Below are 12,573 nucleotides of genomic sequence, written 5' to 3' on the forward strand. Positions count from 1 at the left end.
AAGTGTCTGGCCGCCGCTTCGCGCTTCGTCAATTGGCATCGGTGGCGGTTTCGCGAAGTTTTCACCGCGCTGGCGAAGCTGCGCTTGCCCGTCAACGGCGGGGCGGCAGTCCTGGTCCATCGACCATGAAAACCGGCCAAGGATTTACGTTCATGCCTACCGCGATGCTCTTGTCCCCCCGTCCCGGCGGCCCTGCGCCGCTCCTCCGCCGCGCGCTCCTGATCCTCGTCGGCCTCTCCGCCATGATTGTGCTCGGCTATGTCATGCGCGGGGAAGGCAATGATTATCATACCCCGCCATGGGCCCTCTGGATTCATCTTGCGACCGTCGTTCCCGCCGTGCCGCTGGGCGCGTGGGTGCTTTGGGGTCCGAAGGGGACGCGGGGGCACAAGGCGGCCGGACGCATCTGGGCATTGATGATGGTGGTGACGGCGATCGACAGCTTCTGGCTGCGCAGCCTGACCGGCGGGATCGGGCCGATCCATATCTTCTCTATCCTGACGCTCTATTCGATCCCCGTCAGCATATGGAATGCCCGGCGCGGCAACATCGAAGCCCATCGCCGCGCAATGGTGGGGGTCTATGCCGGCCTGTTCATCGCCGGGGGGTTCACGATGATCCCGGGACGCTATCTGTCGACGCTGTTTTTCGGATAAGCTCGGACATTGCAATCGCAGCCGCCGGGGGTAAGGCTCGGCGGCATGACCCACGCCGCCGATACGCTCACCATCGTCCTGGCCCAGATGACGCAGGTCGTCGGCGACCTCGCCGCCAATGTCGCTGCGATGCGGAGCGTTCGGGCGCGGCATCCCGATGCCGATCTGGTCCTCTATCCCGAGCTGCAGCTGATCGGATACCCGCCCGAGGATCTGGTGCTCAAGCCTGCGCTGGCCGAGCGCGCCGCGAGGCTGCTCGCCGATCTGGCTGCGGACACCGCCGACGGCGGCCCGGCGATGCTGGTTGGCTCGGTCGAGTGGGAGGGCGAGAGCCTCTATAATATCGTCGCACTGCTCGACGGCGGCCAGATCGTCGCGACGCGACGGAAGCACGAGCTCCCCAATTATGGCACTTTCGACGAGAAGCGTGTCTTCGTCCCCGGCCCGTTGCCCGATGTTGTTGAATGGCGCGGGATCCGGCTCGGCCTGCCGATCTGCGAGGACGGCTGGCTGCCGAAGGTCTGCCGGCATCTGGTCGGGGAGGGTGCCGAACTGCTGATCTCGGTCAATGGCAGCCCCTATGAGATCGACAAGGACGATCGCCGCCTCGCTCAGGTGTTCGCAGGCCGCGTTGCCGAGACGAAGCTGCCGCTCATCTTTCTCAACCGCGTCGGCGGACAGGATGAAATCGTTTTCGACGGCTGTTCGTTTGTGTTGAATGGCGACGGGACGACGGCGCACCGGCTGGTCGACTGGGAAGAGGAAGAGCGCGTCACGCGCTGGACGAAAGGTGGCGACGGCCGCTGGGTCTGCGATACGGGCGCGATCGCCGAATGGGAGGCGCGCCCTGCCGATATCTATAGCGCGATGATCCTGTCGTTGCGCGACTATGTCGAACGCAACGGCTTTCCCGGCGTCGTGCTCGGCCTGTCGGGAGGTATCGATTCGGCGATCTGCGCCGCAATCGCCGCCGACGCATTGGGGGCTGACAAAGTCTGGTGCGTGATGATGCCGAGCCGCTTCACCAGCCAGTCGAGCCTCGACGATGCCGCGGGCTGCGCCACGATGATCGGGTGCAGGCTCGATACGATTTCGATCGTCCCCGCGGTAGAGGCGTTCGACGCGATGCTCGCGGGCAGCTTCGCCGACAAGCACGTTGATATCACCGAAGAGAATGTCCAGTCGCGTATCCGCGGCGTGACGCTGATGGCGCTCAGCAACAAATTCGGCCCGATGCTGCTGACCACGGGCAACAAGAGCGAGATGAGCGTCGGCTATGCGACGATCTATGGCGACATGGCAGGCGGCTATAACCCGCTGAAGGACGCGTACAAGATGACGGTGTTCGCGGTCGCGAAGTGGCGCAACGAGAATGTCCCGCGCCTGTCGCGCAACGCGGTGACCCCGGTGATGCCGGCCACGATCATCACCAAGCCGCCGAGCGCCGAACTGCGCCCTGACCAGAAGGACGAGGACAGCCTGCCGCCGTACATGGACCTCGACCGCATGCTGCACATGCTCGTCGAGGAGGAAGCGAGCGTCGACGATGTCGTCGCGCGCTACGGCTTCGACCGCGATTCGGTCGTGCGGATCGAGAGGCTGCTGATGCTCGCAGAATATAAGCGCCGTCAGGCACCGCCGGGGGTCAAGCTGTCGACGCGCAACTTCGGGCGCGACCGGCGTTATCCGATTACCCATGGTTTTCGTACCGCCTGACTCGCGTGGCACGCGAAACAGGCTATAGGCGCGCGCTATGACTGTCGTGACCCGCTTCGCCCCATCGCCGACCGGCACCCTGCATGTCGGCAATGTCCGCGCCGCGCTCCACAATTGGCTGTGGGCGCGCAAGCATGGCGGTCGCTTCCTGCTGCGGATCGACGATACCGACCTCGAGCGGTCGAAAGAGGAGTATGTCGATGCGATTCGCGCCGACCTCGCCTGGCTCGGGTTCGACATCGATGGCGAGGAGCGGCAGTCGGCGCGCTTTGCGTTCTACGAGGCCGAGTTCGAGAAACTGAAGGCGGCGGGGCGCGTCTATGCTTGTTACGAGACTCCCGAAGAGCTTGATATCCGGCGCAAGATCTTGCTCTCGCGCGGATTGCCGCCGGTTTATGAGCGCAAGCCTGCCGATTCGCCCGTCCCCGAAGGCGTTGCGCCGCACTGGCGCTTCCGCCTCGACCATGACGCGGCGATCGAGTGGACCGACATGGTCCGCGGGCCGCAGCATTTCGAACCCAAGACCATGTCTGACCCGGTGGTGCGCCGCGCCGACGGCAGCTGGCTCTATCTGTTGCCGAGCGTGATCGACGATATCGCGATGCGAATCACGCATGTCGTGCGCGGCGAGGATCATGTGTCGAACACCGCGTCGCAGATCCAGATGTTCGATGCGCTCGGCGCCGGGCCACCTGCCTTTGCGCACGAGGCTTTGCTCGTCGGGACCGAAGGCAAATTGTCGAAGCGCCTGGGCTCGCTCGGCATGGCCAGCCTGCGCGAGGCCGGGATCGAACCGATCGCGCTCGCCGCCTTGCTCGCGCGGCTCGGGACGAGCGACCCGGTCGAGCCGGTGACCGCGCTGGCCCCGCTGATCGAGAGCATCGACTTCGCGCGCTTCGGCCGCGCGCCCGCGCGCTTTGACGAGGGCGAGCTGGCGCTGATCAATCAGAAGATATTGCACCACACCGACCATGCGGCGATTTGCGCGCGCCTGCCCGCCGCGATCACCGAGGCCCGCTGGAACGCGATTCGTCCGAACCTGCTGACGGTGGCCGAGGCGGCCGACTGGGTGGCGGTGTTCGACGGGCCCTTTTCGCCGCCGCTGGCAGACGAAGCCGACCGCGCGGTGCTCGCCGCCGCGGCGGCGGCCGCGCCTGGCATCGACTGGCGCGGCGACCCCTGGCACGCGCTCACCGGCGCGGTGAAGGCGGCGACCGGCGCGAAGGGCCGCGGGCTGTTCCTGCCGCTACGTCGCGCGCTGACGGCGCGCGACCATGGCCCCGACATGGCCGAGCTGTTGCCGCTGATCGACAAGGATCAGGCGGTCGCGCGGCTTTCCGCCGCTTAGCCGGTCCGCCGCGTTCTTTCGATACTTGCCTATCGATGTGCTTGACAAGCGACGTGATGATATAATATCACGTCATTCTGACTTGGCCGACAGCGATGGTCAAAACACCGCGGGGTCGGGTCATTGAGGCAAGGAGAGATGCCATGACCCTGATACCCCTGATTTCGGCCATCATGACCGCGCAGGAGGCGACGACCGCGCCGGCTGGACCTGCGGTACCTTTACCCCGCAACAGCTATGGCAGCGACGCCGGTCGCCACCCGGTCGCGGCGCTCTTCGCGGTGGGCTTGCCCGCCGCGCTGGTCGTTGCGGTTGCATTGTCGCCGATGATTATCGTGACGGAACCGGTATCCGAACCGATCCGCGGCAAACTGATCGAGCTCTACAAGCCGGTCGATCCGCCGCCACCGGAAACAAAGACCGAAAAGAAGGCCACACCCGAGTCGGCTTCGACCACCGAAACGGTTGATTCGCTCGTGAAGACGGACTTGACCGACAATGTTGTCGAAAGCGGACCGAAGGTGCTGGGCCCCGTCATTCCCGTGCCGGGTGACATTTACGTCCCACCCGCCGACCCGCCAGCGCCGCCGAAATTAGTGCTGGCTGACCTCGACCCGCGCTTTGCCGGTGCCTTTCAACCCGATTATCCCGCGCGCGAGCAGCGCGGCGGGATCGAAGGAGCGGCGAAGGTTCGCGTGCTGATCGGTATAGACGGGCGCGTGAAGGCGGTCGAACTCGTCAGTACCGACAGCCAGGGTTTCTTTGAGGAAACGAAGCGCCGCGCCCTTGCCAAATGGCGCTTCAAGCCCGCGACACGCGGCGGCGTGCCCGAGGAAAGCTGGAAGGTGATGACGGTCCGTTTCGAGATCAAGAACGCCTAGGGGGCGAAATCCAACCCCTCCCGGGCGGGCGGTTTTGTGCCGTCCGCCCTTTCCTTTTGCTTGACAGAAGCGCCGAATCCGGTCAGAGGCGCGCGGATATTGGGGGCGGCGCCTCGTGCGCGGCCCTTTATGTTTTTCACACCAACGTCGGGGCCCCTAGTCCCGCCGCATCGGTCGGACCTCCGGCGGATGTGCAGTTTATTCGAGGAACAGGGCCATGGCCAAGCCGACGACCGTCAAGATCAAGCTGGTGAGCACCGCTGACACGGGCTTTTTCTATGTGACGAAAAAGAACCCGCGCACGATGACCGAAAAAATGTCGGTGCGGAAATATGACCCGCGTGTTCGCAAGCACGTCGAGTTCAAGGAAGCCAAGATCAAGTGATGCATTTCCCCATGCGCTGAAGGCGCGTGGGGTATGAATGCGTCATCGCCGCGCAGGCGGAGATCCAAAGGGCGGCCGGTTGCGCCGCCCTTTTTCGTGCGCGCCGTTCGGCGCTGGCGTATCAAAAGTCGCGCAGCGGGCGTCGCGCGATATCATTCTCGATGATGTTCCGGATCGTGATCAGCGTCTTGAAGGAATGGACGCCTTTGTCTTCGCTCAGCGCGCGCCGCGTGAAGGCATCATATTCCTCCATCGAACCGACTTGCACCTTCAGCAGAAAATCATCGTCGCCGGTTACGTCCCACGCGCCGGTGATTTCGGGGTGGCGTGCGATCTGACGCGCAAAGCCATCCATCGTCTGCGGGCCCGCCTGCTGCATCTGGACCAGCACATGCATGGTGAGCGCCGATCCGGTGAGTGCCGGATTGACGACGGCGATATCGGCAATGATCACCCGGTCATCGCGCAGCCGACGCAAGCGGCGGAGCACGGCCGACAAAGAAAGCCCGACCTTCTCAGCCAGAATGCGGGCGGGTTCGAGGTTGTTTTCGCGAACCAGTTCCAGCAGCCGCCGGTCGAAATCGTCGAGTTCGATATTTTTTCGCATGCTAGATCCTGAAACGCAAAATTTGGTCGCTTTAGCGGTCAATTTTAGCGCCAATAGCCATGGCGTGCGACGTAAAAGAGACGTGGCCGCCGGGGCCGGTCAGGCCCGCTCCCCTCCCGCGGTGGCCCATCGAAGGAGACGAGACATGACCCAATACCGCGAAACGAACGCGATCAGCCGCTGGTGGAATATCGTGATCGAGGCGTCAGCCGCCGCGGTTGCCATTCATTATGCCGCGCCATGGAACGAAAAGGGGGATTCGCGCGGCTGATTTCGTCAGGCAAACGCCCCGACACTTTCGATAAATTTGATCACCGAAATCGGTTTCGACACATAGGCCTCGGCACCGGCGGCGCGGATCTGTTCCTCGTCGCCCTTTCCCGCATAGGCGGTCACCGCCATGATCGGGACGGAGCGCAGCGTCAGGTCGGCCTTCATATGGCCGATCAGTTCGAGCCCGCTGACGTGCGGCAGCTGGATATCCATAATGATCAGGTCGGGCGACACTTCGCGCGCCTTCGCCAGTGCGTCGCGCCCGTCGCGCACCGGGTGCGCGCTATAGCCATGGGCGTTGAGCAGGTCGCAAAACAGGCGCAAGTTGAGCTCATTATCTTCTACGACCAGGATGGTCTTGCCCATATTACTTGTGTTCCCCACCTTGCGTCCGCGGTCCGTTTAGGCGAATCGGCCGGATGACACAATTGCATCGCGAAGAAGGGAATCACGACTTGCACGATGGCGATGCCGCGCTGGCGCTTCAGGCGCTCGGCTGGATTTTGAGCGACGAACCGCGCGCCGAACGGCTGCTTGGCTTGACCGGACTGGCGCCCGACGAACTGCGCGCTTCGCTCGGCGAGCAGGCGACGCTCGCGGCGATCCTTTCCTTCCTGACCGCGCACGAAAACGATCTTGTGGCCTGCGCGGATGCGTTGCAGGTGTCACCCGCCAGCATCGCCGCGGCGGCGCAGCGGCTCGAAGGCCAGCAATCCGAAGGAACGATCGCATGAACCGCCCCCTCGTCATCACCGACTGCGACGAGGTGCTGATGCACATGGTCGTGCCCTTTGCCGAATGGGTCGACGCCGAACATGGCGTGATATTCCGCATCGAGGACGCGAGCTTCGCGAACGCGCTGAAACGCAAGGAATGCGGGACGCCGCTGGAGGCGGCCGAGGTCTGGCCGCTGCTCGACGGGTTTTTCCGCAAGGAAATGACGCGGCAATACCCGATTGCCGGTGCGCTCGCCGCGATGGCGGCGATCGGCGCAGAGGCCGATATCGTCGTGCTCACCAATGTCGGGCCCGAACATCAGCAGGCACGGATCGAACAGCTTGCGCTCCACGACTTCCACGCGCCGGTGATCGGCAGCCGCGGCGGCAAGGGCGAGCCGGTGCGCCGCCTGATCGAGGAATATCAGCCGTCGGTCGCTGTGTTCATCGACGATCTTGCGGGGCATCATCATTCGGTCGCGCAGGAAGCGCCCGATGTGTGGCGGCTCCACCTCGTCGGCGAACCCGCGATCGCCGACAAGATCGCGCCATCGAAACATGCGCATGCACGAATCGACGACTGGACGACGGCGCGCGACTGGATATTGGCGCGCCTTGCCGAAAACATCCCCGCCCCCGCCCCCCAAACGGCGTAACAAGGACTTCATCATGGATATCACCGCAAAACTCGCCGAACTCGGCCTCGAACTCCCCAAGCCCGCCGCGCCGGTCGCGGCCTATGTGCCGGCCGTCGAGCATGGCGGCCTGCTTTACGTCAGTGGTCAGCTGCCGTTCCGCGACGGGCAGGTTGTGACCGGTCGTCTCGGCGACGACGTCGATGTGGCGGGCGGTCAGGATGCCGCACAGCGCGTCGCGCTGATGCTCGTCGCCCAGATCGGGCAGGCGCTGGATGGCGACTGGTCGCGCGTCGAGCGGATCGTAAAGCTGGGCGTGTTCGTCAACAGCTCGCCCGATTTCACCGATCAGGCAAAGGTCGCGAATGGCGCATCGGACCTGTTCGAAACGCTGTTCGGCGATGCAGGTCGCCATGCGCGCGCTGCTGTCGGCGTTGCGGTGCTGCCGCTCGGCGCTGCCGTCGAAGCCGACGCGATCGTTGCGGTGCGCCCGGCATAAATCATGGCCGAGGCCGATCCACCGGCGCGGACGATATCGCTGGGCACCGGCGTCGCGGCGATCGATGCCGCGGCGTGGGACGCGCTGCATGATGGCGGCAACCCCTTTGTCGATCACGCTTTCCTGTCGCTGCTCGAGGAATCGGGCAGCGTCGGGCCCGGCACCGGCTGGCAGGCGACGCCGCTGCTGGTCGAGGATGCGGCTGGCACCCTGGTCGCGGCCGCGCCGGCCTATCTCAAGTCGCACAGCCAGGGCGAATATGTCTTCGACCATGCGTGGGCCGACGCTTGGGCGCGCGCGGGCGGCGATTATTATCCGAAGCTGCAGATCGCAGCGCCCTTTACGCCGGTACCGGGACCGCGCCTGCTGGCGCAGGACAAAGAGGCCGCATTGCTGCTGATCCGTGCGGCCGAGACGGTTGTACGACAGAATGGGCTATCCTCGGCGCATGCCACGTTCGTGGCGCCCGAACAGATGCCGTTGTTCGAGGAGGCGGGCTGGCTCGTCCGCCGCGACATCCAGTTTCATTTCGCGAACACTGGCTATCGCAGCTTCGACGATTTCCTTGCCACGCTAACCTCGGCAAAGCGCAAGCAACTGCGCAAGGAGCGCGCGCGCGCGGCCGAAGGTTTGCGCATCGAGGAACTGACGGGCGATGCGATCCGCCCTGAACATTGGGACGCGATGTGGCTTTTCTATCAGGATACCGGCGCGCGCAAATGGGGGCAGCCCTATCTGACGCGCGAAGCGTTCGACCTGATGGGCGCGCGGATGGCGGAGCAGATCATCCTGCTGATCGCATACGACGGCGATGAGCGGCCGGTCGCGGGGGCGCTGCATTTTCTCGGCGCCGACACTTTATACGGCCGTTACTGGGGCTGCCAGATCGACATCCCCTATCTGCATTTCGAACTATGCTATTACCGCGCGATCGACATTGCGATCGAATGCGGACTGGCCCGTGTCGAGGCGGGCGCGCAGGGCGGGCACAAGCTTGCACGCGGCTATGGCCCTGTCGCCACCTGGTCGGCGCATTTCATTGCCGATCCGGGATTTCGCCGCGCGGTCGCGGATTACCTCGAACAGGAACGCCGCGCCGAAGAGGCCGAGATGGACTGGCTGGAAGGGCATACGCCCTTCAAGCGGAAGGATTAGGCCGCGAAGCGGCGGGCGGCGGGACGGCGGGCCGTCTCGTCGAGCCAGGCACGGGCCTGACGCTGCGCTTCGGCGATTTCGTCGCGGCTCATTTCGTCGGACAAGTCGGCGCGGCACTGCTGGCCTTCTACATTGCCGCCGAGTGCGGCAAGGTTGAACCATTTATGCGCCTGGATCAGGTCGACATCGACCCCGCCAGTGCCGGTGGAAAAGGCAATGCCCAGATCGAAATAGGCACCCGCGTCGCCGCGTGCGGCGTCGAGCAGACGGCTCTCGATCAGATATTGGGCAGACTTCAGACTGTTGGCCATGATAACCCCCTATGCCTCCACCCCACATGGAGACCTCGGCCCCCAACCTTGCGGCTTATGGTCAACAAAGCGTTAACGACGATTCGATTTTCTTGTGGATAGGCCCCGAAAAGCTCGAGAATCCGTGGGTTATGCGATTAATCAGCCAATCGCCAAATTGTCGATCAGCCGGGTTTTACCGATCCGTGCCGCCGCCAACAGGCGCGCGGGTTTGCGAAAAGCGACCAGTCTTTCAAGGCCGTCGGCATCGGCCAGCGCGACATAATCGACGCTATCGAACCCGCCCGCAACGATCGCGGCCTCCGCCTTGGCGAGCGTTTCGGCGACATCGTCGCCGCCCGCGATCGCTGTCGCCGCCATCTTCAACGCGTCGGGAAAGGCGGTCGCGGCGGCGCGCTGTTCGGGCGAGAGATAGGCGTTGCGCGACGACAGCGCGAGGCCGTCGGTGTCGCGTGCGATGGGCGCACCCAATATGTCGACCGCAAAGTCGAGGTCGCGCGCCATGCGGCGGATGATCGCGAGCTGTTGCCAGTCTTTTTCGCCGAAGATGGCCACATCGGGCCGCACCTGATTGAACAATTTGGCGACGACGGTCGCGACCCCGTCGAAATGACCGGGGCGCGCGGCGCCGCAATAATCGGCGCCGAGTTCGGCGACTTCGATATGCGTGCTGTGGCCGGGCGGATAGACGGTCGCTACGTCGGGCGCCCACAGCAACGCCGTGCCTTCGCCCGCCAGCAATGCGGCGTCGCGCGCTTCGTCACGCGGATAGGCGGCGAAATCCTCATTGGGTCCGAACTGGGTCGGATTAACGAAAATCGAGACGACGGCATGGTCGGCAACGCGCTTCGCCATGCGCACGAGCGACAGATGCCCGTCGTGCAACGCGCCCATCGTCGGCACGAGCGCGACGCTCTTGCCCCCCTGCTTTAGTGCCGTAACGGCACGGTGCAGCATTGCGATGTCACGGATGATTTGCACGCCCGGTCGCCCTCCGATATTGGCGCGACTATATCATTTCGCGCGTCGGCCGCCCATGCCGCGCAAACAGGAAAATCGCAACGCCCCATGACGACCTTAGCGACGAAGCCCGCACCGCACCGCATCATCTTTGCCAACGAAAAGGGCGGGACCGGTAAATCCACCTGCGCTGTGCATTTCGCGGTCGCCTTGGCGAGTCAGGGCTGGCGCGTTGCGGGGATCGACCTCGATCCCCGCCAGCGGACCTTTCACCGCTATCTCGAAAATCGCGAACAGACCGCAAAGCGCCGCGACATTGTGCTGCCGACGCCATGTTTCGAAGTGTTCGAGGGCTCCACGATCGAAGAACTTGACGCACAGGTCGATCGATTGAGCGAGAACGCCGATTATATCATCGCCGACACGCCGGGCCGCGACGATGTCTTCGCGCGCCATCTGGCAACGAGCGCCGATACGCTTGTCACCCCGATCAACGACAGCTTCATCGATTTCGACCTGATCGGCCAGGTCGATCCCGAAACCTTCCAGGTCGTGCGGCCGAGCTTTTATTCCGAACTCATCTGGGACACGCGCAAGACGCGGGCGAAGACCGACGGGCGGACGATCGACTGGATCATTCTGCGCAACAGGCTCCAGCATGTCGATGCGCATAATATGCGCCGCGTCGGCGAGGCGCTGAACCAGCTGTCGCGCCGTGTCGGTTTCCGCGTCATTCCGGGGCTTGGCGAACGCGTCATCTATCGCGAGCTTTTCCCCGCGGGGCTGACGTTGCTCGACAAGGCGCATTTGGGCGGCATGGGGATCGGCCACGTCGTCGCGCGGCAGGAACTGCGCGAAGCGATGGGGGGGCTGAACCTTCCGGCACGCGAGCGCTTCCATCCCGACGGCGACCTGTTCGCCGCCGCCTGACGCGCCTCCCCTCCCAAAAGGACCGACGATGACCCATATCTTCCACTCCACGATGCTGCGCGAATATGACATTCGCGGCGTCGTCGGCGAAACGCTCTCGGACGCCGACGCCTACGCCATCGGGCGCAGCTTTGCGACGCTGGTCCGGCGTGCGGGGGGCAAGCGCGTTGCGGTTGGTTACGATGGTCGGCTGTCGTCGCCGATGCTCGCCGATGCGTTGATCAAAGGTGTCAATGCCGCGGGCATCGATGCGCTCAATGTCGGGCTCGGTCCGACGCCGATGCTCTATTATGCGGCGTCAACCGAGGATGTGGAGGGCGGCATACAGATAACCGGCAGCCACAATCCCCCCGACTATAATGGTTTCAAATTTGTGATGCAGGGGCGCCCCTTCTATGGCGCCGATATCTTGGCAATCGGCGAAATGGCCGCTGCGGGCGACTGGGAGTCCGTCGATATTGGAGGCGAAGGCACGTCGCAGAGCATCGATATCATCGATGCCTATGTCGACCGGCTGGTCGAGGGGTTCGCGGGCCAGGCTTTCCGCGTCGGATGGGACGCCGGCAACGGCGCCGCGGGCACCGTCATCGAGAAATTGACGGCGCGCCTGCCGGGCGAGCATCATCTGTTGTTTACCGACATCGACGGCCATTTTCCGAACCACCATCCCGATCCCACCGAAGAGAAGAATCTGGCCGATCTGCGCAAGCTGGTCGCGGAGAAGAGCCTCGATTTCGGCGTCGCTTTCGATGGAGACGGCGACCGTATCGGCGCGATCGACGGTGAGGGCCGGGTAATCTGGGGCGATCAACTGCTGCAAATCTATGCCGCGGCGCTGCTTGAGGACATTCCCGGCGCGACGGTCATCGCCGATGTGAAGGCGAGCCAGGCTTTGTTCGATCGCGTTGCCGAGCTCGGGGGAACGCCATTGATGTGGAAGACCGGCCACAGCCTGATCAAGGCGAAGATGAAGGAAACGGGCAGCCCGCTGGCGGGCGAGATGAGCGGGCATATCTTCTTTGCCGACCGCTATTATGGTTATGACGATGCGCCCTACGCCGCGGTGCGGTTGATCGAGGCCGCAACGAAACTCGGGCAGAGCATCACCGAATTGCGCGGCGCGATGGCGCCGATGGTCAACACGCCCGAGATGCGCTTCCAGGTCGACGAAGTGCGCAAATTCGCCATTGTGGATGAAGTCCTGGATCGGCTCGCGACATCGGGCGCGAACGTCGACCGCACCGACGGCGCGCGCGTGCTAACCGACGACGGCTGGTGGCTGCTCCGCGCCTCGAACACGCAGGACGTTCTCGTCGCGCGCGCCGAGGCGAAGGACGAGTCAGCGCTGACCCGGCTGCTCGCCGCGATCGATGAACAGCTCGCCCTGTCGGGGATCGTACGCGGGCCGCAGGCTGGCCACTGAGCTCGCATTCTCTCAACCCTGCAAAAATCTTGCCAGATTGACGTTGGCGGCGATCCTCGGGTAACGCCCGCACATGTC

16 protein-coding genes are annotated in these 12,573 nt (G+C 64.1%); 12 read left to right on the forward strand and 4 right to left on the reverse strand.

The features are described 5' to 3' along the window. Positions 1 to 152: 152 nt before the first annotated feature. The 5 genes from AC3A43_RS08685 (at position 153) to rpmG (ending at position 4,986) form a co-directional block, all read left to right on the forward strand. Complete coding sequence (locus AC3A43_RS08685; protein ID WP_487792143.1) at positions 153 to 656, forward strand: DUF2306 domain-containing protein; 504 nt, start codon at positions 153 to 155, stop codon at positions 654 to 656. A 45-nt stretch (positions 657 to 701) separates the two neighbouring features. Beyond that, positions 702 to 2,372, forward strand: coding sequence for an NAD+ synthase (locus AC3A43_RS08690; protein ID WP_487792144.1), 1,671 nt, complete (start codon positions 702 to 704; stop codon positions 2,370 to 2,372). Between the two features lie 37 nt (positions 2,373 to 2,409). Then, complete coding sequence (locus AC3A43_RS08695; protein WP_487792145.1) at positions 2,410 to 3,720, forward strand: glutamate--tRNA ligase; 1,311 nt, start codon at positions 2,410 to 2,412, stop codon at positions 3,718 to 3,720. Positions 3,721 to 3,863: 143 nt separating this feature from the next. After that, on the forward strand, positions 3,864 to 4,601 hold the full coding sequence (locus AC3A43_RS08700) for an energy transducer TonB (RefSeq protein WP_487792146.1): 738 nt from the start codon (positions 3,864 to 3,866) through the stop codon (positions 4,599 to 4,601). Between the two features lie 217 nt (positions 4,602 to 4,818). Next, positions 4,819 to 4,986 carry a 50S ribosomal protein L33 gene (gene rpmG / locus AC3A43_RS08705; protein WP_037515700.1) on the forward strand — a complete coding sequence of 56 codons (168 nt, stop codon included), beginning with the start codon at positions 4,819 to 4,821 and terminating at the stop codon, positions 4,984 to 4,986. 121 nt (positions 4,987 to 5,107) lie between these two features. Here the strand turns inward: rpmG and AC3A43_RS08710 are convergent, their stop codons facing one another. Further along, the gene (locus AC3A43_RS08710; RefSeq protein WP_487792147.1) at positions 5,108 to 5,593 is read right to left on the reverse strand and encodes an Lrp/AsnC family transcriptional regulator; all 486 of its coding nucleotides are present in this window, start codon (positions 5,591 to 5,593) and stop codon (positions 5,108 to 5,110) included. Between the two features lie 145 nt (positions 5,594 to 5,738). Between AC3A43_RS08710 and AC3A43_RS08715 the strand changes: the two genes are divergently transcribed. Further along, positions 5,739 to 5,864 (forward strand): hypothetical protein, encoded by a 126-nt coding sequence (locus tag AC3A43_RS08715; protein ID WP_487792148.1) that lies wholly within the window; start codon positions 5,739 to 5,741, stop codon positions 5,862 to 5,864. A gap of 5 nt (positions 5,865 to 5,869) precedes the next feature. Here the strand turns inward: AC3A43_RS08715 and AC3A43_RS08720 are convergent, their stop codons facing one another. Beyond that, positions 5,870 to 6,232 carry a response regulator gene (locus AC3A43_RS08720; RefSeq protein ID WP_487792149.1) on the reverse strand — a complete coding sequence of 121 codons (363 nt, stop codon included), beginning with the start codon at positions 6,230 to 6,232 and terminating at the stop codon, positions 5,870 to 5,872. A gap of 53 nt (positions 6,233 to 6,285) precedes the next feature. Between AC3A43_RS08720 and AC3A43_RS08725 the strand changes: the two genes are divergently transcribed. From AC3A43_RS08725 to AC3A43_RS08740, 4 genes are read left to right on the forward strand one after another with little or no spacing between them, the layout of a single operon-like run. Then, positions 6,286 to 6,600, forward strand: a complete 315-nt coding sequence (locus tag AC3A43_RS08725) for a DUF3572 domain-containing protein (protein WP_487792150.1) — start codon at positions 6,286 to 6,288, stop codon at positions 6,598 to 6,600. Further along, the gene (locus AC3A43_RS08730) at positions 6,597 to 7,238 is read left to right on the forward strand and encodes an HAD family hydrolase (protein ID WP_487792151.1); all 642 of its coding nucleotides are present in this window, start codon (positions 6,597 to 6,599) and stop codon (positions 7,236 to 7,238) included. The genes AC3A43_RS08725 and AC3A43_RS08730 overlap by 4 nt, the downstream gene beginning before the upstream one ends. A gap of 13 nt (positions 7,239 to 7,251) precedes the next feature. Further along, a complete protein-coding gene (locus AC3A43_RS08735) occupies positions 7,252 to 7,716 on the forward strand; it encodes a RidA family protein (protein ID WP_487792152.1) in 465 nt (154 codons plus the stop codon). A 3-nt stretch (positions 7,717 to 7,719) separates the two neighbouring features. Then, positions 7,720 to 8,871, forward strand: coding sequence for a GNAT family N-acetyltransferase (locus AC3A43_RS08740; protein WP_487792153.1), 1,152 nt, complete (start codon positions 7,720 to 7,722; stop codon positions 8,869 to 8,871). On the opposite strand, the gene AC3A43_RS08745 is transcribed toward AC3A43_RS08740, so the two are convergent. Next, positions 8,868 to 9,182, reverse strand: coding sequence for a hypothetical protein (locus AC3A43_RS08745; protein ID WP_487792154.1), 315 nt, complete (start codon positions 9,180 to 9,182; stop codon positions 8,868 to 8,870). The two genes, AC3A43_RS08740 and AC3A43_RS08745, sit on opposite strands and share 4 nt — an antisense overlap. 141 nt (positions 9,183 to 9,323) lie before the next feature. Then, entirely contained in the window at positions 9,324 to 10,163 is an 840-nt protein-coding gene (gene panC, locus AC3A43_RS08750) for a pantoate--beta-alanine ligase (RefSeq protein WP_487792155.1), read from the reverse strand. An 87-nt stretch (positions 10,164 to 10,250) separates the two neighbouring features. Here panC and AC3A43_RS08755 point away from each other — a divergent pair, with 87 nt between their 5' ends. Both AC3A43_RS08755 and pgmG read left to right on the forward strand, forming a co-directional pair. Beyond that, positions 10,251 to 11,072 carry a division plane positioning ATPase MipZ gene (locus AC3A43_RS08755; protein WP_487792156.1) on the forward strand — a complete coding sequence of 274 codons (822 nt, stop codon included), beginning with the start codon at positions 10,251 to 10,253 and terminating at the stop codon, positions 11,070 to 11,072. A gap of 28 nt (positions 11,073 to 11,100) precedes the next feature. Then, a complete protein-coding gene (gene pgmG, locus AC3A43_RS08760) occupies positions 11,101 to 12,495 on the forward strand; it encodes a phosphoglucomutase/phosphomannomutase PgmG (RefSeq protein WP_487792157.1) in 1,395 nt (464 codons plus the stop codon). Positions 12,496 to 12,573: the final 78 nt, after the last annotated feature.

This window comes from Sphingopyxis sp. Soil_C_28, assembly GCF_057657055.1.

Coding starts and splice junctions, on each gene's coding strand:
- AC3A43_RS08685 (WP_487792143.1), top strand. CDS start 153: ATGCCTACCGCGATGCTCTTGTCCCCCCGTCCCGGCGGCCCTGCGCCG.
- AC3A43_RS08690 (WP_487792144.1), top strand. CDS start 702: ATGACCCACGCCGCCGATACGCTCACCATCGTCCTGGCCCAGATGACG.
- AC3A43_RS08695 (WP_487792145.1), top strand. CDS start 2,410: ATGACTGTCGTGACCCGCTTCGCCCCATCGCCGACCGGCACCCTGCAT.
- AC3A43_RS08700 (WP_487792146.1), top strand. CDS start 3,864: ATGACCCTGATACCCCTGATTTCGGCCATCATGACCGCGCAGGAGGCG.
- rpmG (WP_037515700.1), top strand. CDS start 4,819: ATGGCCAAGCCGACGACCGTCAAGATCAAGCTGGTGAGCACCGCTGAC.
- AC3A43_RS08710 (WP_487792147.1), bottom strand. CDS start 5,593: ATGCGAAAAAATATCGAACTCGACGATTTCGACCGGCGGCTGCTGGAA.
- AC3A43_RS08715 (WP_487792148.1), top strand. CDS start 5,739: ATGACCCAATACCGCGAAACGAACGCGATCAGCCGCTGGTGGAATATC.
- AC3A43_RS08720 (WP_487792149.1), bottom strand. CDS start 6,232: ATGGGCAAGACCATCCTGGTCGTAGAAGATAATGAGCTCAACTTGCGC.
- AC3A43_RS08725 (WP_487792150.1), top strand. CDS start 6,286: ATGACACAATTGCATCGCGAAGAAGGGAATCACGACTTGCACGATGGC.
- AC3A43_RS08730 (WP_487792151.1), top strand. CDS start 6,597: ATGAACCGCCCCCTCGTCATCACCGACTGCGACGAGGTGCTGATGCAC.
- AC3A43_RS08735 (WP_487792152.1), top strand. CDS start 7,252: ATGGATATCACCGCAAAACTCGCCGAACTCGGCCTCGAACTCCCCAAG.
- AC3A43_RS08740 (WP_487792153.1), top strand. CDS start 7,720: ATGGCCGAGGCCGATCCACCGGCGCGGACGATATCGCTGGGCACCGGC.
- AC3A43_RS08745 (WP_487792154.1), bottom strand. CDS start 9,182: ATGGCCAACAGTCTGAAGTCTGCCCAATATCTGATCGAGAGCCGTCTG.
- AC3A43_RS08755 (WP_487792156.1), top strand. CDS start 10,251: ATGACGACCTTAGCGACGAAGCCCGCACCGCACCGCATCATCTTTGCC.
- pgmG (WP_487792157.1), top strand. CDS start 11,101: ATGACCCATATCTTCCACTCCACGATGCTGCGCGAATATGACATTCGC.